26 protein-coding genes are annotated in these 23,386 nt (G+C 37.4%); all 26 read left to right on the top strand.

Going from position 1 to position 23,386, the window contains the following annotated elements; translation table 11 throughout:
- Positions 1–4: 4 nt before the first annotated feature.
- The 26 genes from dprA to fliP all read left to right on the top strand — a co-directional run bounded on the left by dprA (position 5) and on the right by fliP (position 23,379).
- Positions 5–1,102, top strand: a complete 1,098-nt coding sequence (gene dprA / locus ATHE_RS10960; RefSeq protein WP_015908519.1) for a DNA-processing protein DprA — start codon at positions 5–7, stop codon at positions 1,100–1,102.
- Positions 1,103–1,133: 31 nt separating this feature from the next.
- Positions 1,134–3,215 (top strand): type I DNA topoisomerase, encoded by a 2,082-nt coding sequence (gene topA / locus ATHE_RS10955; protein ID WP_015908518.1) that lies wholly within the window; start codon positions 1,134–1,136, stop codon positions 3,213–3,215.
- Between the two features lie 5 nt (positions 3,216–3,220).
- The gene (gene trmFO / locus ATHE_RS10950; protein ID WP_015908517.1) at positions 3,221–4,531 is read left to right on the top strand and encodes a methylenetetrahydrofolate--tRNA-(uracil(54)-C(5))-methyltransferase (FADH(2)-oxidizing) TrmFO; all 1,311 of its coding nucleotides are present in this window, start codon (positions 3,221–3,223) and stop codon (positions 4,529–4,531) included.
- A gap of 23 nt (positions 4,532–4,554) precedes the next feature.
- Positions 4,555–5,085: an ATP-dependent protease subunit HslV gene (gene hslV, locus ATHE_RS10945; RefSeq protein WP_015908516.1), complete on the top strand. Its 531-nt coding sequence runs from the start codon at positions 4,555–4,557 to the stop codon at positions 5,083–5,085.
- A gap of 10 nt (positions 5,086–5,095) precedes the next feature.
- Positions 5,096–6,493 carry an ATP-dependent protease ATPase subunit HslU gene (hslU, locus tag ATHE_RS10940; protein WP_041727193.1) on the top strand — a complete coding sequence of 466 codons (1,398 nt, stop codon included), beginning with the start codon at positions 5,096–5,098 and terminating at the stop codon, positions 6,491–6,493.
- Positions 6,494–6,539: 46 nt separating this feature from the next.
- Positions 6,540–7,334 carry a GTP-sensing pleiotropic transcriptional regulator CodY gene (codY, locus tag ATHE_RS10935; RefSeq protein WP_015908514.1) on the top strand — a complete coding sequence of 265 codons (795 nt, stop codon included), beginning with the start codon at positions 6,540–6,542 and terminating at the stop codon, positions 7,332–7,334.
- Between the two features lie 157 nt (positions 7,335–7,491).
- Positions 7,492–7,893 carry a flagellar basal body rod protein FlgB gene (flgB, locus tag ATHE_RS10930; RefSeq protein ID WP_015908513.1) on the top strand — a complete coding sequence of 134 codons (402 nt, stop codon included), beginning with the start codon at positions 7,492–7,494 and terminating at the stop codon, positions 7,891–7,893.
- Between the two features lie 6 nt (positions 7,894–7,899).
- Positions 7,900–8,343: a flagellar basal body rod protein FlgC gene (gene flgC / locus ATHE_RS10925; protein ID WP_041727191.1), complete on the top strand. Its 444-nt coding sequence runs from the start codon at positions 7,900–7,902 to the stop codon at positions 8,341–8,343.
- A 20-nt stretch (positions 8,344–8,363) separates the two neighbouring features.
- Positions 8,364–8,678, top strand: coding sequence for a flagellar hook-basal body complex protein FliE (fliE, locus tag ATHE_RS10920; protein WP_015908511.1), 315 nt, complete (start codon positions 8,364–8,366; stop codon positions 8,676–8,678).
- Between the two features lie 32 nt (positions 8,679–8,710).
- On the top strand, positions 8,711–10,393 hold the full coding sequence (gene fliF, locus ATHE_RS10915) for a flagellar basal-body MS-ring/collar protein FliF (RefSeq protein ID WP_015908510.1): 1,683 nt from the start codon (positions 8,711–8,713) through the stop codon (positions 10,391–10,393).
- Positions 10,394–10,402: 9 nt separating this feature from the next.
- Positions 10,403–11,410, top strand: coding sequence for a flagellar motor switch protein FliG (fliG, locus tag ATHE_RS10910; RefSeq protein WP_013429519.1), 1,008 nt, complete (start codon positions 10,403–10,405; stop codon positions 11,408–11,410).
- On the top strand, positions 11,403–12,158 hold the full coding sequence (locus tag ATHE_RS10905) for a FliH/SctL family protein (RefSeq protein WP_015908509.1): 756 nt from the start codon (positions 11,403–11,405) through the stop codon (positions 12,156–12,158). Before fliG ends, ATHE_RS10905 begins: the two co-directional genes overlap by 8 nt.
- Before the next feature lies 1 nt (position 12,159).
- Complete coding sequence (gene fliI, locus ATHE_RS10900) at positions 12,160–13,455, top strand: flagellar protein export ATPase FliI (protein ID WP_015908508.1); 1,296 nt, start codon at positions 12,160–12,162, stop codon at positions 13,453–13,455.
- A gap of 27 nt (positions 13,456–13,482) precedes the next feature.
- Positions 13,483–13,941 (top strand): flagellar export protein FliJ, encoded by a 459-nt coding sequence (fliJ, locus tag ATHE_RS10895; protein WP_015908507.1) that lies wholly within the window; start codon positions 13,483–13,485, stop codon positions 13,939–13,941.
- Entirely contained in the window at positions 13,928–14,749 is an 822-nt protein-coding gene (locus tag ATHE_RS10890; protein ID WP_015908506.1) for a MotE family protein, read from the top strand. The genes fliJ and ATHE_RS10890 overlap by 14 nt, the downstream gene beginning before the upstream one ends.
- A 45-nt stretch (positions 14,750–14,794) precedes the next feature.
- Positions 14,795–16,333 (top strand): flagellar hook-length control protein FliK, encoded by a 1,539-nt coding sequence (locus ATHE_RS10885; RefSeq protein WP_015908505.1) that lies wholly within the window; start codon positions 14,795–14,797, stop codon positions 16,331–16,333.
- Between the two features lie 12 nt (positions 16,334–16,345).
- Positions 16,346–16,840 carry a flagellar hook capping FlgD N-terminal domain-containing protein gene (locus ATHE_RS10880; RefSeq protein ID WP_015908504.1) on the top strand — a complete coding sequence of 165 codons (495 nt, stop codon included), beginning with the start codon at positions 16,346–16,348 and terminating at the stop codon, positions 16,838–16,840.
- Between the two features lie 5 nt (positions 16,841–16,845).
- Positions 16,846–17,208: a TIGR02530 family flagellar biosynthesis protein gene (locus ATHE_RS10875; protein ID WP_015908503.1), complete on the top strand. Its 363-nt coding sequence runs from the start codon at positions 16,846–16,848 to the stop codon at positions 17,206–17,208.
- 125 nt (positions 17,209–17,333) lie between these two features.
- Complete coding sequence (locus tag ATHE_RS10870) at positions 17,334–18,800, top strand: flagellar hook protein FlgE (protein ID WP_015908502.1); 1,467 nt, start codon at positions 17,334–17,336, stop codon at positions 18,798–18,800.
- Positions 18,801–18,914: 114 nt separating this feature from the next.
- On the top strand, positions 18,915–19,142 hold the full coding sequence (locus ATHE_RS10865; protein WP_013429528.1) for a flagellar FlbD family protein: 228 nt from the start codon (positions 18,915–18,917) through the stop codon (positions 19,140–19,142).
- Positions 19,139–19,609: a flagellar basal body-associated FliL family protein gene (locus tag ATHE_RS10860; protein WP_013429529.1), complete on the top strand. Its 471-nt coding sequence runs from the start codon at positions 19,139–19,141 to the stop codon at positions 19,607–19,609. Before ATHE_RS10865 ends, ATHE_RS10860 begins: the two co-directional genes overlap by 4 nt.
- 22 nt (positions 19,610–19,631) lie before the next feature.
- The gene (fliM, locus tag ATHE_RS10855) at positions 19,632–20,621 is read left to right on the top strand and encodes a flagellar motor switch protein FliM (RefSeq protein WP_015908501.1); all 990 of its coding nucleotides are present in this window, start codon (positions 19,632–19,634) and stop codon (positions 20,619–20,621) included.
- Entirely contained in the window at positions 20,618–21,754 is a 1,137-nt protein-coding gene (gene fliY / locus ATHE_RS10850; RefSeq protein ID WP_015908500.1) for a flagellar motor switch phosphatase FliY, read from the top strand. Before fliM ends, fliY begins: the two co-directional genes overlap by 4 nt.
- Positions 21,755–21,843: 89 nt before the next feature.
- Positions 21,844–22,206 carry a response regulator gene (locus ATHE_RS10845; protein WP_013291202.1) on the top strand — a complete coding sequence of 121 codons (363 nt, stop codon included), beginning with the start codon at positions 21,844–21,846 and terminating at the stop codon, positions 22,204–22,206.
- A 32-nt stretch (positions 22,207–22,238) separates the two neighbouring features.
- On the top strand, positions 22,239–22,634 hold the full coding sequence (locus ATHE_RS10840; protein WP_015908499.1) for a FliO/MopB family protein: 396 nt from the start codon (positions 22,239–22,241) through the stop codon (positions 22,632–22,634).
- Positions 22,618–23,379, top strand: coding sequence for a flagellar type III secretion system pore protein FliP (gene fliP / locus ATHE_RS10835; RefSeq protein ID WP_079504034.1), 762 nt, complete (start codon positions 22,618–22,620; stop codon positions 23,377–23,379). Before ATHE_RS10840 ends, fliP begins: the two co-directional genes overlap by 17 nt.
- Positions 23,380–23,386: the final 7 nt, after the last annotated feature.

Below are 23,386 nucleotides of genomic sequence, written 5' to 3'. Positions count from 1 at the left end.
GAAAATGAACAGAGAAGAACTCATTTATTCTTTGTGGCTTTACAGCATAAAAGGGATAGGCCCTAAAAAGTTCAGGCAGATAAAGAATAAGTATAAAAGTCTAAAAGATGCTTATCTTAATAAAAAAGAGTTGGAAGTCGAAGGTATTATTGGCGCAGTAAAAGATGAAATAAAAAATTCTGACTTGCAGAGGGCTGAAAAAATTCTTGAATTTTGTGAGAAAAATAGTATAAATATAATACTTGAAGACGATGAGCTGTATCCAGATGAGTTCAAAGTTTTTGACCATGCACCAGTTATGCTCTTTGTAAAAGGGGATGCAAAGCTTCTTAAATTTCCGCGTAAAATATCAATGGTTGGAACACGAGAACCTACTTATTATGGCAAAAGAGTTGCAAAAGAGCTGGCAAGTCTGCTGGCTTCCTTAGGAATTTTGGTTGTTAGCGGAATGGCAAGGGGGATTGACAGTTTTTGCCATACAGGGGCACTTGAAAATGGGAAGACAGTAGCTGTTTTGGGTTGTGGAGTTGATATTGTATATCCAAAAGAAAATTTAAAGCTTTACCGTCAGATTATAGAAAATGGATGTGTTGTGTCTGAGTTTTTGCCAGGTACTCTGCCGGAGAAAATGAACTTTCCCCAGAGAAACAGAATTGTTGCGATGTTTTCACCTTGCTTGGTTGTAATTGAAGCATCAACCAAAAGTGGCACTTTTTCGACAGTTGACTTTGCTTTGGAGCAGGGGAAAGAGGTATTTGCTGTGCCTGGCAACATATTTTCGCAAAAGAGTAGTGGTACAAACAGGCTCATAAAAGAGGGTGCAAGGATTATATGTTCATATGAGGATTTTCTTGAGGACATAAAGGAGATTTATACTTTAAAACCTGCCCAGATAAGCTTTGATGCAAATGAAGATGAAGAAGAGCTGACAGATGATGAGAAAAGATTGATAAAGCTTTTAGATGAAAATGGTGAGATGCACGTAGAAAGTTTGATTGCGCTAACAGGATGGGAACCTGGCAAGCTTGCAAGTTTAATTACTTCGCTTGAGATAAAGTCCAAGGTTGTAAGAGGACGAGGAAACATAATTTCTAAACTTTAAAAGAATTCTGTTTACAGGGGGTAAAATTCTGTTGAAAAAACTTGTCATTGTAGAGTCACCTGCAAAGGCAAAAACAATTGCAAAGTATCTTGGTAAAGAGTTTAAAGTAGAAGCTTCAATGGGGCATGTAAGGGACCTTCCCAAGAGTGATTTGGGCGTTGATATAGAAAATGGTTTTGTCCCTAAGTATATAAACATCAGAGGTAAGGCAGATGTAATAAACAAGCTAAAAAAATATGCACAAGAAGCAGAGAAGGTATACCTTGCAACAGACCCCGACAGGGAAGGCGAGGCAATCTCATGGCATTTAGCAACTATTTTAGGGCTTGATACAAACGATAATGTGAGAATTACATTCAATGAGATAACAAAAAAGGCTGTACAGGAATCTTTGAAAAATGCAAGGCCAATTGACCAGAACTTAGTTAATGCCCAGCAAGCCAGAAGAATTTTAGACAGACTTGTCGGCTACAAGCTAAGTCCATTTTTGTGGGAAAAGGTCAAGGGTGGACTTTCTGCAGGAAGAGTTCAGTCTGTTGCAACAAGGCTTGTGGTTGAAAGAGAAGAAGAGATAGAAAATTTTAAGCCTGAAGAGTACTGGACCTTAGAAGCTGTATTTAAAAAAGATGTCCAAGAGTTTAAGGCAAAGTTCTATGGAGATAAGAAAGGGAAGATAGAGCTAAAAAATCAAGATCACGTTCAAAAAATTGAAGAAAAGATAAAAAATAAAGAATTCAAGGTTGTAAAGATAAAGGTGTCAGAGAAGAAGAAAAATCCGCCCCCACCTTTTATAACAAGCACACTTCAGCAGGAGGCATCAAGAAAACTGAGATTTACTCCTGCAAAGACAATGGCAGTTGCGCAGATGCTGTATGAAGGTGTTGAGATAAAAGGTGAGGGAAGTGTTGGACTTATAACATATATGAGAACAGATTCAACAAGGGTTTCTGAAGAGGCACAGCAGGCAGCAAGAAGTCTTATCGTACAGAAGTTTGGCAAAGAATATCTTCCTGAAAAGCCGAGGGTTTACAAGACAAAAAAAGATGCGCAGGACGCTCATGAGGCTATAAGACCTACTTATTTGGATATGGACCCTGAGAGTATAAAAGATTCTCTGACTCTTGATCAGTACAAGCTGTACAAACTCATTTATGACAGATTTTTAGCGTCGCAGATGGAAAGCAGCGTATATGAGGTTCTTTCAGCCGAGCTTGAAGTTGAGGGTTATATTTTTAAACTCACAGGTTCAAAGCTCAAGTTTGCAGGGTTTATGGAAGTATATGTTGAAGGTAAGGATACAGAAGATGAAGAGGAGGAAAATCAGCTTCCAGAAATTAGAGAAGGAGAGGCTTTAAAGCCCATAAAACTTGAGAGCAAACAGCATTTTACTCAACCGCCTTCTCGCTATACTGAAGCAACCTTAATAAAGGCTTTAGAAGAAAATGGGATAGGAAGACCCAGCACATACGCTCCAACAATCCAGACAATTCTGGAGAGAGGATATGTTGCCAAAGAAGATAGGTTTTTAAAACCAACCGAATTGGGCAGAATTGTAACAAATATACTTAAAGAATATTTCAAAGACATAATAGACATTGAATTTACTGCAGAGCTTGAGAGCAACCTTGACAAAATTGAGGAAGGAAAACTTGAGTGGACAGAGGTGGTAAAAAAATACTACCAGCCACTTGAAAAAGAACTTGAGATAGCACGAGCTACTTTGCTAAAGGTTAAGGTTGAGGATGAGGAGACAGACATTGTATGCGAAAACTGTGGAAGAAAAATGGTGATAAAAAAAGGTAGATACGGAAAGTTCTTGGCATGTCCAGGATATCCTGAATGCAAAAACACAAAACCTTATTACGATTACCTTGATGTGTTGTGTCCAAAGTGCGGCAAGAGGATAATAGAAAAGAAGTCCAAGAAGGGCAAGAGATATTACACGTGCGAGGGGTATCCTGACTGTGACCTAATTTTGTGGGAAAAACCAGTCAAAAACTGTCCGAAGTGTGGCAGTCTCATGTTTGAAAAGGGCAAGAAAGGGAATAAAAAGCTTGTATGTTCAAATGAAAACTGTGCTTACCAAGAAAAAACGGGGGAAAAAGGTGAGTAATTGATATGGAAATTGTAGTTATTGGAGCTGGGCTTGCAGGTGTTGAAGCAGCGAATGTAATCTCAAAGTTTGGAATAAAGGTAAAACTTTTTGAGATGAAACCCAAAAAGTTTTCGCCTGCGCACAAAATAGATAACTTTGCAGAGCTTGTATGCAGCAACTCTTTAAAATCTAAACTTTTGACAAATGCATCTGGGCTTTTAAAGGAAGAGATGAAGGTGTTCGGTTCGCTTGTGATGGAAGCAGCAGAGGCAACTTCAGTTGAGGCAGGACAGGCTTTGGCAGTTGACAGGTACAAGTTTTCAGAGTATATAACCCAAAGAATAAAACATAATGGGCTAATTAGCATAATTCATGAAGAGGTGACAGAAGTTCCAAGGGACAAGGTTGTAGTGGTCAGCACAGGACCTCTTACAACAGAAAGTCTTCTTTCTGATATTTCAAAGCTATGTAATAGCAAAAATCTTTATTTTTTTGATGCTGCAGCACCAATTGTGCTCAAAGACTCCATAGACTTTTCAAAAGCGTTTTTTGCCTCACGCTATAACAAAGGTTCAAATGACTATATAAACTGTCCAATGACCAAAGAAGAATATGAAAGGTTTTACTGGGAACTTGTAAATGCTGAAGTTATAGAAGTTAAAGATTTTGAAAAGGACCTGCTGTTTGAAGGCTGTATGCCGATTGAAGAGATGGCAAGACGTGGTATTGATACAATGAGGTATGGTCCGCTAAAGCCAGTTGGAATTATTGACCCAAGAACTGGTAAGATGCCTTACGCTGTTGTACAGCTGAGAAAAGACACCCAGGATGGAAAACTTTATAACATGGTAGGGTTTCAGACAAGACTTAAATGGAGTGAACAAAAAAGGGTTTTCAGGCTAATTCCCGGCCTTGAGAATGCTGAGTTTGTGAGATATGGTGTGATGCACAAAAATTCTTATATTAACTCACCTGAAGTGCTGACTAAATACCTTTTTCTCAAAAAATATCCAAACATATTCTTTGCAGGTCAAATAACAGGTGTTGAAGGGTATTTGGAGTCTGCATCAACTGGTATCATTGCAGGGATTAATGCAGCAAGACAGATTTTAGGGAAAGAGCCTATAAGTTTGCCACCAAACACTTGCATTGGAGCTCTTATAGAGTATATTACAACACCCAAAAAAGATTTTCAGCCCATGAACGCTAACTATGGTATAATATCAATTGATGATGAAATTTCAAAGATTAAAGACAAAGAGAAAAGAAAACTTTTGATTGCTCAAAAATCTTTAAACATTTGCAGAGAATTAGCCAACAAAATCTTTGAATAATTTAGAGTTTATGGAGGTTTGCTATGTTTCATGCAACAACAATAGTGGCTGTAAAAAAAGGCGAAAGTGTTGCCATCGCTGGTGATGGTCAGGTCACATTTTCCCAGAATATGATAATGAAATCTACAGCTAAGAAGGTCAGAAAACTTTACAATGGCAAGGTTTTGGTTGGTTTTGCAGGGTCTGTTGCAGACGCAATAACCCTGTGTGAAAAGTTTGAAGAAAAGCTTGAACAAAATAGCGGCAATTTGCAAAAGAGCGTTGTTGAGCTTGCAAAGGAGTGGCGGCAGGACAAAGTCCTAAGACGCTTAGAAGCCCTTATGGTTGTAGCAGACAAAGATCACCTTTTTGTGGTATCAGGAAGCGGCGAGGTTGTCGAGCCGGATGACAACATTGCTGCGATTGGTTCTGGTGGGCCATATGCCTTGGCAGCTGCAAGAGCACTTTTGCAGAGCACTGACCTTTCTGCCGCTGAAATTGCCAGAAAAGCTTTGGAGATTGCGGCATCCATTTGTGTGTATACAAACAACAATATTACAGTTTTGGAATTGTAGGTGATAAGATATGATGGAATTAACTCCTCAGGAGATTGTAAGAGAACTTGACAAGTATATAGTTGGGCAAGATAGGGCAAAAAAGTGTGTTGCCATTGCCCTTCGAAATAGGTACAGGCGCGCAAAGCTTCCTAAGGAGCTTCAGGATGAGATAACGCCAAAGAACATCTTGATGGTAGGGCCAACAGGTGTTGGTAAGACAGAGATTGCAAGAAGGCTTGCAAAGCTTGTAAATGCTCCGTTTGTGAAAGTTGAAGCAACAAAGTTTACTGAGGTTGGATATGTTGGAAGAGATGTAGATTCAATGGTTCGAGACCTTGTTGAAAATGCAATATCCTTAGTTAAAAGCGAGTACATGGAAAAAATGAAAGAAAGAGCAAAAGCTCTTGTTGAGGACAGAATTTTGGAGATATTAATTCCTGAACCTCAGGCAAGAAAAGCAGGATTTAAAAATCCGTTTGAAGCACTTTTTGGTGCCACCTCACAAGAGATGGAGCAAAGTTATCAGACAACAGATGATTACATTAGAACGCAAAGAGAGATTTTGCGTGAAAAACTTCGATCTGGTGAGCTTGAGGACAAGGTGATTGAGGTTGAGGTTGAAGATACTGTAAAACCTCCTTTTGAAATGATTATGGGGACAATTTCTGATGAGATGGGGATTTCTTTCCAGGATGTTATTGGGTCGCTCTTCCCAAAGAAGAAAAAAAAGAAAAAGATGACAATAAGGGAAGCACGAGAGGTTTTAGAACAGGAAGAGTACAACAAACTTATTGACATGGATGAGGTTATAAAGGAGGCTATCCAAAGAGCCGAGCAACATGGAATCATCTTTATTGATGAGATAGACAAGATTGCCGGAAAAGGTTCAAGTGTTGGTCCTGATGTGTCAAGAGAAGGTGTGCAAAGAGACATTCTTCCCATTGTTGAGGGAAGCACTGTTATGACAAAATATGGTCCTGTAAAGACAGACCATATTCTGTTTATTGCAGCTGGAGCTTTTCATGTTGCAAAGGTTTCTGACTTGATACCAGAACTTCAGGGAAGGTTTCCAGTTGTTGTAGAACTAAGTCCTTTGACAGAAGAGGATTTCAAAAAGATATTAACACAGCCAAAGAATGCAATTATAAAGCAATATATTGAGCTTATGAAAACAGAAGGTGTAAATATTACCTTTACAGATGATGCAATAGAGGCAATTGCAAAGGTTGCTGTGAAGATAAATGAGCAGAGCGAAAATATCGGTGCGCGAAGACTTCACACTGTTGTTGAAAAAATAATGGAAGACATTTCGTTTGAATATGCAAATGTTGAAAAACCAGTAGACCTTGTGATTGACAAGGATTATGTATATTCAAAAGTTTCGGATATTATAAAGGACAAAGATTTGAGCAGGTTCATAATATAAGCCAAGTATCTTCCATAGGAATTGGTGAAGGGAGATAAATGTGCCAATGCAACAGAGTCTTCTTGAAAAAGTTCGGAAACTCAACAGAGTTATCCAAAGTAAGGACAAAGAAGTCTTGGATTTTGAAAAGCTGTGCTCTGTTGTTGGTGATGTGACAGATTCGAGTGTATTTTTTATAGACAAGGATGGCAAAGTCATTTGCAAATACATCATGCCTTTTGTGAATGTGGATATAAAGCTTTCTGAAGAAAAAAAGATAGGTGATAATCTTCAAAAATTTTTCTGGTGGTTTGTGGATACAAGAGCCAATATGAAGTTTTCAGACATCACCAAGATTGCTGAAATTGAGAGCAAAGTTGGTAGCGAAAACGACCTGCTGTGTACATCTGTCCCTGTGATTGGCGGGGGCAGGAGATTCGGCACAGTTTTGGCGTTCAAAAGTTTTTCATCTTTTACAGAAGAGGATATAATTGTTCTTGAATATGCCTCTACTGTGCTTGGGCTTGAACTTTTGAATCTTTCCAAAGAAGAAGATGAAGAAGAAAAGAAAAAAAGAGAGATGATAAAATCTGCAATTGAGACACTTTCTATGTCTGAGCTTGAAGCACTTGTGCATATTTTTGATGAGTTAAAAGGAAACGAAGGGCTTTTGGTTGCAAGCAGAATTGCTGATAAAGTTGGAATTACACGTTCTGTCATTGTAAATGCTCTAAGAAAATTTGAGAGTGCAGGTCTTATAGAGACAAGGTCGCTTGGACTTAAGGGCACGTATATAAAGGTGTTAAATGAAATGATAAGGGATGAGATAGAAAAACAAAAAGAAAACCTAAAGTTAAAGTGAGGGGAAAGATGAGGATAGTAAGGGGATTTGTAAATTAAGTGCCTCTTGCTATCCTCTTTTTTTATGTAATTTTCAGTCTAAAAAATTTTGTATGGTATTTTTATCAAAAATTTTGTAAAATAAAATAAAAGATTGTCGAAAAATAGAGGGATAAAGAATGATAAATATGTTTGATAAAATTGACCTTTACAAAAAGGCACTTGACTGGGCGTGGGAGAGAAACAAAATAATCTCAAACAACATAGCAAATGCGGATACGCCTGGCTATAAGGCAAAAGACTTGAATTTTAGAGCGTTCTTGCAGAGAAGTTTGAACCAAGAAGAAAGTTTAGAACTTGTAACAACCAATGAAAGACATATAAAAGAAAGCAGTAGTAATCCAGACAATTCCTTAGAAGTGCTTGACAGCAGTCTGCAGATGAGACTTGACCAGAACACTGTGGACATAGAACAGGAGATGGGGAAACTTTTGCAAAATTCTCTGTATTTTGATGGTGTGTCACTTCAGCTTTCAAGGGAGATAAACAAGTGGAAGACGGTTATCAAGGAAGGAAGGTGATAAGGAATGGGAATGTTTGATGCAATAAATATTTCTTCGTCGGCTTTGAGTGCACAGCGTGTTAGAATGGATGTAATTGCCCAAAATATTGCAAACGCAAACACAACAAGAACAGAAAATGGTCAGCCGTACAGAAGAAAGGTTGTTGTTTTTGAGGAAAGAAAACTAAGCTTTGCTAACATATTAAGTCAGAAGATTGGTGAAGGCACAACTTCATTTTATGGTGGTGTTAGAGTAAAGGCTATTTTAGAAGACCCAAGCCCGTTTAAGAAGGTATATGACCCTACACACCCAGATGCTGACCAAAACGGTTATGTAAATTATCCAAATGTAGACATTGTCACAGAGATGGTTAATATGATTGAAGCATCGCGTTCGTATGAGGCAAATGTCACTGCTCTTAACATCACAAAGTCGATGATAACAAGAACGTTTGAAATAGGCAAATAATTAAGGGGGATTTGTTGACAATGGTGGGGAACATAAACTTTGATAGCATTACAAAAGCTTTTGAAAAGCAGTTTTCGAGCATAAATACAAACAGCGCAAGTACTCAAAATTCCCAGGTTTCGTTTGTTGATTTTCTCTACAAAGCGTTAGAAGGCGTGGATGGGCTTCAAAAAGAAGCAGATTATCAGAACAACCTATTTTTGCTGGGGCTTTCTACAAATCCGCAGGATGCAATAGTAGCCTCTGAAAAAGCTTCAATAGCATTGCAGCTTACCTTGCAGATTCGAAACAAGATTTTGGATGCATACAATGAGATTATGCGTATGCAGGTGTAACCCTTTTATTTCTTTGCGGGGAGGTATTATAGTTGCCTCAATTTTTAAATGATTATTTGAAAAGTATAAAAGAAAAATGGAGTAGCTTCTCCAAATCACAGAAGATAATGTTTGTTGTATCTTCTTCTATAATACTATTATCGGTCATTGTAGCCATTTACATTACTACAAGGCCTCACTATATCACAATCTTTTCTGGGCTTGACCCGAAAGAAGCAGCAGAGATTCAAAACATTTTAAGCGACCAAAAGATTGATTCAAAAGCTGCAAACGGTGGTACAACTATATTGGTAAGAGATACAGATGTTGACAGGGCAAAGATGGCAGCAGCTCAAGCAGGATATCCTAAAAATAGCAGTATCACATTTGAAGATGCGTTAAAACTTTCAAGCTCTATGACGGCAACAGAAGCCGATAAAAGAAGAACATTTATAAAACTTAAAGAAAGTGAAATTCAACAAGCTCTAAAACAAATGTCAGATTACATAGAGGACGCGGTTGTAAATTTGAGCATACCTGAGGACTACACTTTTGCGCTTAAAAGTGAAGCAGAAAAACCTACTGCAAGTGTAAAGCTCACTTTGAAAAAGAGTTTGAGCTCGGACCAAATAGAGGGTATTCAGAGGTTTGTTGCAGCTTCAGTTGAAGGACTTTTGCCAGAAAATGTAGTGATAATAGACAACAAAGGAAATTATCTTTCAGACAATTCGTCAGATACAACCGAAGGACTTTCAAGCAAGCAGCTTCAACTCAAGATTGCAACTAAAAATGAGATTGAGAAAAAGATAAAAGAGCTTTTAGGAAGCTATGTAAGTTCCCCTGAAGATGTGAAGGTGTCAGTGAATTTAGATATGAATTTTGATATGCAAAAAATAAGCGAAACAAAGTACTCACCTGTTTTAGAAGACAGTGGTATAGTTGTATCAAAAAAAACAACAAAAGAGGAAGCTCAGAGCACAAATTCTTCATCCAGCGGTGTTCCTGGGACTGATACTAATCCCACACAAAATGCACCACAGTATCCTATAACTTCTCAAGGAGGGCAGTCTACATATACAAAGACTGATGAGACTGTGAATTATCAAAATAATGAAAAAAAAATTGAGACTATAAAAGCACCTGGCACTATTAACTATGACAAATCTTCAATAGCAGTTGTGCTTTACAGATACGTTACATATACTCAGGAAGATTTTGAAAAGTCTGAGCAAGCAAAAAATATGAGCTGGGCACAGTTCAAACTCCAGAATCAGAACAATAAAAGGTCATTTTTGACAGACCAGAAAGAAGTGGAAACAATTATAAATCTTATAAAGAGTGCAACAGGTATACAAAACGTTACAGTAGAAGGGTATGAAATTCCAACCTTTGTTGACAAGCCTCAAAGACAAATTCCTGTTGATTACATTTACGTTGCGCTTGCGTTTTTGCTTTTGATGGTGTTTGCGGCAAGCGTCTTAATAAAGGCATCAAGGAGCAAGTCTAAAACTGTGGAACTTGCAGGAGTTGGGCCTTTAGAGATTTCAGAGGGAAAACCAACAGCTGAGGAAATTTTACACGAAGCTGAAAAAAGAAAAGAACCAGAAGTTGAAGAGATAAATGTTGAAGAGTTTGGTGTTAGCCAGTATGAAAAACAGATTGACAAACTCTTAAAAGAAAAACCTGAAATAGTTGCACAACTTCTCAGAAACTGGCTCAACGAAGATTGGGAGTGATGAATCTTAATGGCAAAAAGTAATATTTCAGGAAAGCAAAAGGCAGCTATGCTATTAATTGCGCTTGGACCTGAGAGGTCAGCAAAGATTTTTAAGCACTTAAAAGAAGAAGAGATTGAAGAACTGACATTAGAGATAGCCAATATAAGGACAGTATCGCCTGAGCAAAAACAGGCCATCTTAGAAGAATTTTATAACCTTTGTCTTGCGCAGGAATATATTGCCGAAGGTGGAATTGACTACGCAAAAGAGGTTTTAGAAAAGGCACTTGGTCCTGAAAAGGCAAGAGAGGTTATAGAGAAACTTACAGTCTCGCTGCAGGTAAGACCTTTTGACTTTATAAGAAAAGCTGATGCATCACAGATACTCAACTTTATTCAAAACGAACATCCGCAGACAATAGCACTTGTCATTTCGTATTTAAAGCCTCAACAGGCTGCTCAGGTGTTGGCCTCTCTGCCTCAGGAAAAACAGGCTGATGTTGCGCGAAGGATTGCGCTTATGGACAGAACCTCGCCTGATGTAATACGCGAGGTTGAAAAGGTGCTTGAAAAAAAACTTTCATCTGTTGTAATGCAGGATTACACAGTTGTTGGTGGTATTCAGGCTATTGTTGACATATTGAATGCTGTTGACAGAGGCACAGAAAAGAGGATTTTGGAAGCTTTAGAACTTGAAGATGTTGAGCTTGTTGAGGAGATTAGAAAACGCATGTTTGTATTTGAAGACATTGTTAAACTTGACAACAGGTCTATCCAGAGGATTTTGCGAGAGGTTGAGAACAATACATTGGCAATTGCACTAAAAGGCACGACTGAAGAGGTTCGAAAGGTTATCTTTAGTAATATGTCAAAACGTATGGCAGAGATGATTCAAGAAGATATGGAGTATATGGGACCTGTTAGAATACGTGATGTTGAAGAAGCTCAGCAGAAGATTGTCAATATTATAAGAAAGCTTGAAGATGCCGGCGAGATTGTAATTTCTCGTGGCGGGGGAGATGAGATAATTGTCTAATGTTATCAGAAATAACCAGGTACTGATTCAAAATCCAGTTGAAACAAACTACAAAGTGCTTCTCGAAAAGCTTATAAAGGCAAAGGCTGAGATTGAGCACTATGAAAGAAGATTAAAAGAGCAGGAAGAAGAGTTTGAAAAGCAAAAAAATAGAGCCGAGGTTCTTCAAAAAGAAGCTGAAGAGGTTTTAAAAAAAGCAAAGGAAGAAGCACAGAGAATAGTAGATGAAGCAAATGTTCGTGCACAGCTAATTTTGCAGCAGGCACAGGAAGATGGTTACAGAGAAGGGTTTGAAAAGGGTTTACTTGATGCTCAAAAAGAGTATGAAAAGATGCTTGAGGATATAGAAATTCAAAAGGCAATGATATTAAAAGAAAGAGAGAATATACTCAAAGACCTTGAGACCAAGGTTTTGCTCCTTGTACCTCAGATTTTAGAAAAGGTATTGGAAAGGGAGATAAAAGATAAAAGCTTTTTACAGCAGTATATTAAAAATGCTATTTTACAACTTTCTATTCGAAATAATTTAACTTTAAGAGTTAGCGAGGAAGATTTTGAATACGTAAATAGTAAACTTGATGAGATTTTACGGAGGATTGACGGGATTGACAAAGTAGATGTGAAAGTTGACAAAGCCTTGAGAAGTGGTGATGTAGTGGTTGAAACTCCATATGGTTTTGTCGAAACAGGTGTAAAGATGAGACTTGAAAAGATACAGGAAATAGTTTTATCTTTGATTGGTGATTGAGATGATTGAAAAACTAAAATCAAAGATTGAAAATACAAACTTTTACCAGTTCACAGGGTTTGTTAATCAGGTTATAGGTCTTACAATAGAATCACAGGGTCCGGCTGTTAGTATAGGGACTCTGTGCCGCATAAAAGCTGCAAAGACAGAGACCTTGGCAGAGGTTGTAGGGTTTAAAGAAAATAAAGTGCTTTTGATGCCGTACTCTGACCTTGTAGGTGTTTTTCCTGGCTGCAAGGTGATTGCACAGGACAGCATGTTTGAGGTGAAGGTGGGGAAAGAACTTTTGGGAAGAATCCTTGACGGTTTGGGTCAACCAATCGATGGCAAAGGCGAGATAAAATCTAAGATAAAATACCCTGTTGAAAACAGGGCGCCAAACCCCCTTGAAAGACCCAGAATAGACACCATAATGCCCCTTGGGATAAAGGCAATAGATACTCTTTTGACCATTGGCAAGGGACAGAGAGTTGGGATATTTGCAGGAAGCGGTGTTGGCAAAAGTACCCTTCTTGGCATGATTGCCCGAAATGCAAAGGCAGACGTCAATGTTCTTGCTTTGATTGGTGAAAGAGGAAGAGAGCTAAAAGAGTTTTTGGAAAAGGATTTGAAAGAAGAAGGGCTTAAAAGGTCTGTTGTAGTAGTTGCAACCTCTGACGAGTCGGCACTCAAAAGAGTTAAGGCAGCATATGTTGCAATGGCAATTGCAGAGTATTTTCGCGACCAAGGACTGGACGTTCTTTTTTTGATGGATTCACTTACAAGGTTTGCAATGGCCCAAAGGGAGATTGGTCTTGCAATTGGTGAGCCACCAGTGTCAAGAGGGTATACACCATCTGTGTTTTCCATCATGCCAAAACTTTTGGAGCGTGCAGGAAAGAACCAGAAAGGATCCATCACAGCTCTTTTTACTGTCCTTGTTGACGGTGATGATTTTAACGAACCTATTACTGACACAGCACGGGGTATTTTGGATGGTCACATTGTGCTGTCAAGAGCGATAGCTAATAAAAACCATTATCCAGCAATTGATGTGCTTGCAAGCATTAGCAGGGTGATGAACGACATTGTTGAGCCTTCTCACAGGGAGCTTGCGAACGAGACAAAACGAGTTTTAGCTGTGTACAGGGAAGCAGAGGATTTGATAAACATTGGTGCGTATACAAAAGGTTCAAATCCGGAGATTGATAGAGCAATTGAACTTGTGCCACGGATAAACCAGTTTTTAAGGCAGGATGTTGACGAGAGGTTCGAGTTTGAAGAGGAGATTGATATGCTAAAGGCTATAATTTCCTAACACACTTTTTGAAGGGTTGAAAAGAAAATGGAAAAGTTTAGATTTGACCAGCTTTTGAGAATAAAAACGCAGTTTGAAGAAATAAAAAAGAATGAGCTTGCCAAGCAAAATCAGATTTTGAATGAATACATTGAAAAAAAACTTGAACTGGAGGAAAATATAAAAAAGGCAAGAGAAGATCTAAAAAGTCTTTGTTTGAATGGTTTTTCGCCACAGCAGATGAAAGTCTATTCCCAGTTTCTCAGCATGCTAAAAAAGAGGATGGATGTTCAAAACCAGTTAATTTACTATCAGCAAATTAGAGTTGAGGAGAAGAAAAAAGAGGTAATAGAAAGCATGATTGAAAAGAAAAGGTTCGAAAAGTTAAAGGAAAAGTATTTGATAAATTTGATGAATGAGATAAAACAGCTTGAGAACAAGGAACTTGATAGAGTGGTATCATACAAAATCTACAAAGGTATAGGTGATAGAAGTGGCAGAGACTAAAGTTGTAGAGGATTTGACAGCTGAAAATAAGCCAAAAAAGAAAGAGAAGAAAAAGAGAAAGGGCTTATTAGTATTCTTGGCAATTTTTCTAATTTTTGCTGGAGCGTCATTTGCCACAGTGCATTTTAATCTTTTTGGTGCAAAGACCGCTTTAGATGGGATTTTAAAGAAGACTCCTTTTGCAAAAAGTACAAATAAGACACAGACTGTAGATATGCAAAAGGTTTATAAAAAGCAGATTGCTGACCTTCAAAAACAGAAAGAGGCTCTGCAATCAAAACTTTCTTTGCTGGAAAAACAAAATGCTGATTTGCAAAAGAGAATAGAAGATTTGACTATGAAAATCACAGACCTTACTTCAAAGCAGCAAGATATTCAAAACAGGACAAAATATTTTGCAAGTTTACTTCAAAATATGGACTCAAAAAAAGCTGCAAAGATAGTTGAGAACTTGTTAGACACAAATAGTCAGATGGCAAATGATGTGCTTTCAGCTATACCGTCTGAGACTGCATCGGAGATACTATCAAATATTGCACCTGAGAAGACGATAAAATTATTAGGGATTTCAAACTCAAATCAAAAGACAAATTCTGAAGATATCTCTATTTTGACAAACATCTATAAAAACATTGACCCGAAAGTTGCAGCGTCAATATTTGAAAATATGATGAGTGATAATACAAAATACACATTAGTGGTAAGAATATTAAAGTCACTTGATACAAAGACATCTTCGCAGATAATTAGTAATATGAGCGCTGAAAATGCTGCAAAGGTTACGTCCAGCCTTTCAGCGTTTAGATAATCTTAAAATTTGAAATTTTAATAAGAAAGGAGGGAGAAAAATAAGGTGGGCACACAGAACATTGTTAACACTAATATGCTGTTTTTAAAAACATTCTCTGCGACATCAAAGACAAAAGATAGGCAGGAAAACAGTATATCATTTAAAGATGTTTTCAAAAAGGCATCTGACATTGCAAAAGATACAGACAATAAAAGTAATAGTTTACAAAAAAATGCAGAAGAAAGCTACAGAGCAGCTATTGTAACTTCTAAAAGACAATTTCAAAATGAGAACCAAAACTTGCACGTAGATACACCTTTTTCTAAAGAATTGCCAGACGGTACAAACTCAGACTTAGAAAACAGGGCTGAAATTCAATCATTGCAAGCTCAGGTGATGGAATTTTTACAGCTAATTTTTAATTTGATACAAAGCGGTGAAAGCTTGGACAAGTTTAATTTAGACAAGCTTTTTCAGAATAGTAGCATCCAAGAGACAAACTTTTTAAATTCGCAGCTGCAATCACTAAAGATGGATGTGGATTTAGATCAATATTTAAATTTAAACATTAATCAAAGCAATAAAACAACAATTACGAAAATTTTACACAATATATTGCAAAAAATGGTTAAAGATACTCAAAATCAGCAAGTTCAAAATTTTATCTATGTGCAAGGAAGTGAAGTTAATCGAGAAAATATTTTTGAGTTGTTAAAAGAGGTCTTGCTTGAAAAAGAAGGGGAAAAACAGATATTTGATGTTAAATCGGATGATAGTTCATGGGTTAAAAGTTTTATAAATCTTTTTGCACAGGAAGGTCAAAGCTTCAAAGTTTTGTCTGAAGCAAGTGGTGGAAAAGAGATTTTAAAGAATGTTTTAAATGAGCTTGAGAATATTGCTAAAAGATTAAATGTGCAAAAAATAGTAGATAGTTTTAATATGGAGAGTCCAGAGAGAGTACAAATAGCCGAAAAAGGGAACAGCAATTTTAATGGTATAGGTTCAAATGATGGTGATTTTAACAAAGTTTTTTCAACCTTGTTGAAAAAAGATGAAGGCAGTAGCATAAATGACCAAAAAGGAGAAGTTAAAACCTTAGATTTGAGACAGCATGTTTTTGCTTTTCAGAACAAGGTAGAGAATATAGAGAACACAACACCTTCCCAAAATGACAGAATAATAAAAGATCTCAGAATGTCTATAATTAATCAGCTTGCAGAAAAAATTTCTGTAGTCAGTAGACAGAATTTGACTACATTGCAGGTGAGCATAAAACCTGAGTGGCTTGGAAGTGTTGTGATTGAACTGAGCAAAGATAGTAGCGGAAAGATTTTTGGGAATCTCATTGTAACAACGCCGCATGTTAAAGAAATCATAGAAGGGTCACTGAATACTCTTCTTACTATACTCAAAGACCAGGGAATAAATATATCACAACTTAATGTAAGCTTGGGAGGAAATTTTACTGGTCAGCAGAATCAAGAACAGCAGAGGTTTTCTCAAAGAAAAAATTTGATTGTTCAAGGTAATGAGGAGAGTATCAGAAGTATAGAGAGTTTGATTTATGAGATAAATGAAAGTATTCTTAACTTGAAAGCTTGAGGTGAAAAAGAGATGTCCAACTTAATTGTAAGTAATAATACAAATATATCAAATTCAACTCAAGGTTCAGCTACATCATTGGGTAAAAATGTTCTTGGCAAACAGGAGTTTTTAAATCTTTTAGTCACACAACTAAGGTATCAGGACCCATTAAAACCAATGGAGGACAAAGAATTTGTTGCTCAGCTTGCTCAGTTTTCTGCGCTTGAACAGATGCAAAACTTGAATGAGTCATTTGAATTTTTGAAAGCTCAGAGCATGATAGGAAGATATGTTGTAGCGACAAATCCGGCAGACACATCAAAGACCATAGAGGGGAGAATTGACAGTATAAGAGTAGATGGTAGCAAGGTATATTTAAAAGTAAACGGCACCGAAGTACTTTTTGATAATGTAAAAGAGGTTTATCATTCTTATTTTGAGGAGGTTATATCAAGTCTTCTAAGTAAAGTACCTTCAAAGGAAGACCTGCTTGAGATACTAAGCTCCTTGCAAAAGGGAGAATGAGAAGGATGACAGTAAATAATAATATAAAAGGTATTACTGGTGGGAAACTTGAAGGTTTTGTTTCAACTAATCCAAAGAAAGCAACAGAAAGTTTTGCAAGTATTTTTTCTCAAACGCTTAAAATCTCAAAACATGCAAGCGAAAGGTTAAAATTTCAGAATATAAATTTGGATGAGGTTACCTTAAGCAAGATTGAAGAGGCTGTGAAGAAGGCTGAGCAAAAAGGTCTTAAAAATGATGTACTGGTTTTAGATGGGAACAAGGCGTATATAGTAAATATTAAAAACAAGGTTGTTGTAACTGTAAAAGATATGTCAGGCTTGAAAGATAACATATTCACAAATATTGATGGTGTGCTGATGATTTAAAATTGACAATGGGGGATGGACCTGAAAATAGGAGGTCCCCCAATTAAAGGGCCTTTCTGACTGACAGAAGGAAGGCCCACAAAAAGGATGCAATTTCAGATGAAAAGGGGGATTTTATTAAAGCCATGATGAGGTCAATGTTTTCATCTATCTCTGCTCTCCGCGCTCACCAGACAAGAATGGACGTTATTGGTGATAACATCGCCAATGTAAATACAGTGGGGTTTAAGTCAAGCAGAGTGACATTTGCCTCTGTATTTGCTTCTGTTTTAAAGTCAGCGTCAGCACCAGATACAGCGTCAGGTCGAGGCGGGTCAAACCCTATGCAGATTGGTCTTGGTGTGTCGGTTGCCTCTGTTGATATGAACATGACAAGAGGAAGCCTTCAGAGAACAGATAATCCAACAGACCTTGCAATTGAAGGTGATGGATTTTTTGTTGTGGGAGGGGACGGAAAAGCTCCGCGATTCACCAGAGCGGGGAATTTCAGTTTAGACAAGATGGGGAATTTAGTGACCGCAACAGGATTAAATGTTCTGGGATGGATGTATGATCCTGTAAACAATCAAATTGATACAACAAAATCGCCTTCAAAGATCAACATACTTGCATTTCCAACTTTACCTCCAAAGGCAACAGATAAGATTAGTTTTGACGGGAACCTAAGCGCGGATACAAAAATATATTCAGGTCAAATAACAAAATTTGAAGATTTATTGAACGTGCCTGCCGATAGCAAATATTCAACAAGTTTTAAGATTTTCGATTCACAGGGCAAAGAACACACGTTACAGCTCACTTTTATAAAAACAGGCGATAACACATGGGAATGGTTTGTGGATGCTCCGAGGGTAAAGAAGAATATAGGTACTGCCCAAAATCCACAAGAAGCATATGTATATGTTGATGATATGATAGAGGCAAACAATGACTATGACAACTTTATTGCAAGAGGAACAATAACATTTGGACAAGCAGGAAAGGTGCTTGATGATGAAAATACACCTGATGTAGAAGGAATTGCTATAACGGGTGGAAGGTTTATTAATACACAAAACGGTACATTTACAATTAATTTCAAGAACAATGTTGTGAATCCTGTTACATTAAAAGTTAATAGTTCTCAGTTTGATGTGAATGATGCCACAAACATTGCCTTTTTCTTGAAGAATATAACTCAATTTGGTAATATGGAAAGTTCAATAAGAGTTGCGCAGATGACAGGGTACAGTGCAGGAAGTCTTCAAGGATTTAACGTTGATGCATCAGGTAAGATAACAGGTGTATATTCAAATGGTTTGAACCAGCTAATTGGTCAGATTGCGATTGCAACATTTGCAAACCCTGCAGGACTTCAGCGAATAGGCGATAATCTTTATATAAACACAGTAAACTCAGGTGACCCTGAGATTGGAACACCTGGGTCTGGCTCAAGAGGTACAATATCTCAGGGAACGCTTGAGATGTCAAATGTGGACTTAGCAAAAGAATTTACAGACATGATAGTAACTCAGAGAGGGTATCAGGCAAACGCAAGGGTGATAACTGCATCAGATGAACTTTTGCAGGATTTGGTCAATATTAAAAGGTAAATAAGTGAAAAGTAAGGGAAGGAGAAAAAGATACAGTGTAATATCTTTTCTCCTTCCCTTGCAAAAAGACAGATGTATTTTTTCATTTCAATATCTTTAAGAGGTTGATTGTGTATGATAAAATTGAGAAGGATAAACAACAAAGAGTTTGTGGTAAATGCAGATTTTATAGAGTTTGTGGAATCCACACCAGACACTGTTATAACTCTCACAAACGGTGTAAAACTTGTTGTGAAAGAGTCTGTAGATGAAGTTATTGAAAAGGTTATTGAATATAAAAAGAGAATTTTTGAGGGTATTATATTTAATATACAACCTATGCAAAAGGAGCATGAAGGATGAAAGGCGAAAAGATGAACTCAATAATTCTTATTTTACTTGTTCTGCTTCTTCTAATGATGGTGGGGATGGGAATAGGATTTTTGACTGTTGTGAAAAATCTATCACCTACTTCGTCAGCTGCAAAGACTACTACAGTTGAGAAAAAACCAGAAAAGCTTTATACATACGATGTTAACGATGGTAAAGCTCTTATGAGCAACCTGCAAGATACTCAAACAAATGCAGGAAGAATTATTAGAGTGACAGTCCAACTTGAGGTGACAGACAAGAAACTTCCTGAGACTATGAAAGAGAAAAACATAGTAATTGCTGATATAATCGACAGTGTTTTGAGAAGCAAGACAGCAGATGAGCTTTTAAAACCTGAGGGGAAAGAAAAGGTCAGAAAAGAAATTAAAGACAGGTTAAATGAGATATTTGGGAATAAGGTATACAATGTAAACTTTGGTGAGTTTATAATCCAGTAAATAAGGTGGTGAAAGTAAGAATATGGGCGATATACTGTCTCAGAGTGAAATAGATGAGCTTTTGCGTTCTCTTACATCTGGTGAACTTTCAATCGAAGAGATTCAAAAACCAAAACAAGAAAAGAATGTAAGGGTATATGATTTTAAAAGACCAAGTAAGTTTGCAAAAGACCATTTGAGGACCCTTCAAATGATATTTGAAAACTACGCCCGGATTGTCACCACCTTTTTATCTGGGTATTTAAGGACAGTTGTTCAGATGGACATTTTGTCGGTTGAACAACTGACATATTATGAATTCAGCAATTCTCTTTCCAATCCAGTTGTGATGGGTATTGTAAATTTTTCGCCATTAAAAGGAAGTATTGTATTTGAGATGGCACCAGAGATTGCGTTTGCCATGATAGATAGAGTCCTTGGAGGGTTTGGCAAAGGAATAGATAAAGTGAGAACTTTTACGGAGATCGAGCTTGCACTGATAGAAAGGCTACTTCAACAACTCATCAATTATTTCCAAGAAGCGTGGGAGAATATTGTTGATCTTAGACCACGGCTTGAAAAAATAGAAACAAATCCACAGTTTACCCAGATTGTATCACCTAATGAGACAGTAGCACTTGTTACAATTGCCATGAAAGTTGGCGAGGCAGAAGGGATGGCGAATATCTGTCTTCCGCATATGGTGATAGAGCCGATAATGCCAAGGCTTTCAACAAAGTTCTGGTTTTCAACATCTGCAAAAGAGTCATCAGAGGAGACAAAAGAGTATTTACAGAAAAAAATTGAAAGAACGAGGGTTACAGTGAAAGCGGTGCTTGGCAGAACACAGATTACAGTCAGAGAATTTTTAGAGCTTCAGGTGGGTGATGTACTGAGGCTTGACAGAAGAAAGAACCAGGAGATAGAAGTTTTTGTCGGGAACAAATTAAAATTTTATGGTGTTCCAGGACGAAAAGAAGGCAGGATTGCAGTAAAGATTACACGAGTAGAAGAGGGGGAGGATTTTAGATGAGCGATTTGCTCTCTCAGGATGAAATAGACGCTCTTTTGCGGGGAATGAGCGAAACATCACCATCATCACCTACAATATCTGACCAAGACAAAGATGTTTTAGGCGAAATTGGAAACATCTCAATGGGCACAGCAGCCACTACGTTAAGCATTTTACTGAACCAGAAGGTAAACATTACAACACCAGTTGTGAGCATTTTAAAATGGGATGAGCTTCCCAAGGAGTTTCCTGTACCGTATGTTGCAATAAAAGTTGTTTACAAGGAAGGGCTTGACGGCGTAAATCTCCTCATTCTTAAAAAAGAGGATGTTGAAATTATTGCAGACCTTATGATGGGCGGTACAGGTCAAATTGAGTTTACTGATGAGCTGACAGAACTTCAGCTTTCGGCAATACAGGAAGCAATGAACCAGATGGTGGGTTCTGCTTCCACATCGCTTTCTTCCATGCTAAATTTAAAGATTGACATAAATCCACCCGAAGCCTTTGTGATTGACTTTGCCCAGAATGCCGAAGAGATGATACCTGAGCTAAAAAGAGCTGACGAGATTGTCAAGGTAGCTTTTCGGATGACCATAGGAGATTTGATAGACAGCCAGATTATGCAGTTGATACCTGTTGACTTTGCAAAACAGCTTGTGGATGCTATGCTCAAAAATACACTTGGTACACCTGCGCAGTCAGAAACATCAACACAAACTCAGCAAGAGACTGTGAAGGAAGAAGTATTAAGACAAACTTCTTCTCAGACTACAAAGAGTCAGAAGAAAGCATCACAGCCTCCTTACACACCGCCACCACAGAGGAAAGAGCAGCCGCAACAAGTTTATAATGTTTCGCCTGTGCAGTTTGAAAGTTTTGATGAGGAAGAGGAAAGAAGGTATCCTGAGAACATTGAACTCATTTTGGATGTGCCGCTTGAGATAACTGTCGAGCTTGGAAGGACACAGAAACTTGTAAGAGAGATTTTGGAATTTTCAACAGGGTCAATTATTGAGCTTGAAAAGCTTGCAGGTGAGCCTGTTGACATTTTGGTAAACGGCAAAGTCATAGCAAAAGGCGAGGTTGTGGTAATTGATGAAAATTTTGGTGTGAGGATAACTGATATTGTCAACCCATCAAATAGATTATAAAATATAAATAAGTTATTTTTTCGTGTTCAAGATTTAAACTTTAAAACTACAATTAAAAAAAAGAACTACATTGAAAAGGAGAGAGATTGATGGCAAAAAGGATTCTGATAGTTGATGATGCAGCTTTTATGAGAATGATGTTAAAAGATATTATTACAAAAAACGGTTACGAGGTTGCAGGAGAGGCAGAAAACGGGGCTAAGGCTGTGGAGATGTACAAAGAACTAAAACCTGACCTTGTCATGATGGACATCACAATGCCTGAAATGGACGGGATTCAAGCTGTAAGAGAAATAAAAAAGATAGACCCACAAGCAAAAATAATCATGTGTTCTGCTATGGGTCAGCAGGCAATGGTTATAGAATCTATTCAAGCAGGTGCACGTGATTTTATAGTAAAACCGTTCCAGGCAGAGAGAATTGTTGAAGCAATCAAAAAAGTGCTTGGGTAAAAATAGATTTTTGAGGAGATAAAAATATAAAAATGGAACTTGGAATTAGGATAGTTTTTGCACTCGTAGTTATATGTGTTCTCATATACATTACCTACTATGTACTTAGGATTGTGAACAAAAAGATGCTTGGCAGGAAAGGGGAATACATTAAGATAGTTGACCTTCTTCCCCTTTCTCAAGATAGTATGCTTGTGCTTGTTGAGATTGGTGACAAGGTTATTTTGCTTGGTAAGACACAAAAGAGCATAACATTTTTGAAAGAGTTCAGCAAAGACCAACTGTTCAATTTAGGTGAACAACATCACAGTTTTAAAAACATAATTGATAATCAGATAAACTCTTCTTTTGACTTGAAGAACAAGGTATTAAACCTTTACAACCTAATTAAAGACAGTGAAGGTAAAGAGGATGATGAAAAAAAATAAATCTCTTTATATTATATCGACACTACTTTTAATTTTGATAACCACATGTGCAAAAAAAGAGATAGCCTTTGCAGCAGCAAGCCTTAATATAAATCTTGGTAATTCGCAAAATCCAAATGATGTATCGTCTGCCCTGCAACTTATAATATTTCTTACCATCCTAACCCTGGCACCGTCTATTCTGATAATGATGACATCATTTACGCGCATACTTATTGTTCTTGGATTTATTCGAAATGCGCTTGGTACCCAGCAAATGCCGCCGAACCAGATTTTGATTGGGCTTGCACTGTTTTTGACCTTTTTTGTAATGGCGCCTGTGACAGATAAAATTTATATTCAGGCTTATCAGCCATACATAAATGGAAGAATAACATCCCAAGAAGCTCTCAAAAGGGCAGAAGAGCCTTTAAAGGAGTTTATGTTAAAAAATACGCGCAAAAAAGACCTTGACCTTTTTGTAAAGCTTAGCAATGTAAATCCAAATACAAATGTAAAAGACCTTCCACTAAGAGTTGTAGTTCCTGCTTTCATAATAAGCGAGCTCAAAAGTGCGTTCGAAATGGGGTTTTTAATATATGTGCCATTTTTAATAATTGATATGGTTGTAGCAAGTATTCTGATGTCAATGGGAATGCTTATGATTCCACCTGTTATGATATCACTGCCATTCAAAATTTTGTTATTTATTTTAGTTGATGGTTGGAATTTGGTTATAGAGTCGCTTGTGAGAAGTTTTAAATGAAAGAAAA

Origin of the sequence: Caldicellulosiruptor bescii DSM 6725 (assembly GCF_000022325.1) — a bacterium.
Lineage (GTDB): Bacteria > Bacillota > Thermoanaerobacteria > Caldicellulosiruptorales > Caldicellulosiruptoraceae > Caldicellulosiruptor > Caldicellulosiruptor bescii.
This window is presented reverse-complemented; position numbering and strand designations above follow the sequence as displayed.

Bases quoted from the DNA above. Each gene is read 5' to 3' on its own strand.
- ATHE_RS10870 (WP_015908502.1), top strand. From the start codon at position 17,334: ATGATGAGGTCAATGTTTTCATCTATCTCTGCTCTCCGCGCTCACCAG.
- dprA (WP_015908519.1), top strand. From the start codon at position 5: ATGAACAGAGAAGAACTCATTTATTCTTTGTGGCTTTACAGCATAAAA.
- fliI (WP_015908508.1), top strand. From the start codon at position 12,160: ATGATTGAAAAACTAAAATCAAAGATTGAAAATACAAACTTTTACCAG.
- ATHE_RS10875 (WP_015908503.1), top strand. From the start codon at position 16,846: ATGACAGTAAATAATAATATAAAAGGTATTACTGGTGGGAAACTTGAA.
- hslV (WP_015908516.1), top strand. From the start codon at position 4,555: ATGTTTCATGCAACAACAATAGTGGCTGTAAAAAAAGGCGAAAGTGTT.
- fliM (WP_015908501.1), top strand. From the start codon at position 19,632: ATGGGCGATATACTGTCTCAGAGTGAAATAGATGAGCTTTTGCGTTCT.
- ATHE_RS10880 (WP_015908504.1), top strand. From the start codon at position 16,346: ATGTCCAACTTAATTGTAAGTAATAATACAAATATATCAAATTCAACT.
- ATHE_RS10845 (WP_013291202.1), top strand. From the start codon at position 21,844: ATGGCAAAAAGGATTCTGATAGTTGATGATGCAGCTTTTATGAGAATG.
- trmFO (WP_015908517.1), top strand. From the start codon at position 3,221: ATGGAAATTGTAGTTATTGGAGCTGGGCTTGCAGGTGTTGAAGCAGCG.
- hslU (WP_041727193.1), top strand. From the start codon at position 5,096: ATGATGGAATTAACTCCTCAGGAGATTGTAAGAGAACTTGACAAGTAT.
- fliG (WP_013429519.1), top strand. From the start codon at position 10,403: ATGGCAAAAAGTAATATTTCAGGAAAGCAAAAGGCAGCTATGCTATTA.
- flgB (WP_015908513.1), top strand. From the start codon at position 7,492: ATGATAAATATGTTTGATAAAATTGACCTTTACAAAAAGGCACTTGAC.
- codY (WP_015908514.1), top strand. From the start codon at position 6,540: ATGCAACAGAGTCTTCTTGAAAAAGTTCGGAAACTCAACAGAGTTATC.
- ATHE_RS10865 (WP_013429528.1), top strand. From the start codon at position 18,915: ATGATAAAATTGAGAAGGATAAACAACAAAGAGTTTGTGGTAAATGCA.
- fliY (WP_015908500.1), top strand. From the start codon at position 20,618: ATGAGCGATTTGCTCTCTCAGGATGAAATAGACGCTCTTTTGCGGGGA.
- ATHE_RS10840 (WP_015908499.1), top strand. From the start codon at position 22,239: ATGGAACTTGGAATTAGGATAGTTTTTGCACTCGTAGTTATATGTGTT.
- fliP (WP_079504034.1), top strand. From the start codon at position 22,618: ATGATGAAAAAAAATAAATCTCTTTATATTATATCGACACTACTTTTA.
- flgC (WP_041727191.1), top strand. From the start codon at position 7,900: ATGGGAATGTTTGATGCAATAAATATTTCTTCGTCGGCTTTGAGTGCA.
- fliE (WP_015908511.1), top strand. From the start codon at position 8,364: ATGGTGGGGAACATAAACTTTGATAGCATTACAAAAGCTTTTGAAAAG.
- fliJ (WP_015908507.1), top strand. From the start codon at position 13,483: ATGGAAAAGTTTAGATTTGACCAGCTTTTGAGAATAAAAACGCAGTTT.
- ATHE_RS10860 (WP_013429529.1), top strand. From the start codon at position 19,139: ATGAAAGGCGAAAAGATGAACTCAATAATTCTTATTTTACTTGTTCTG.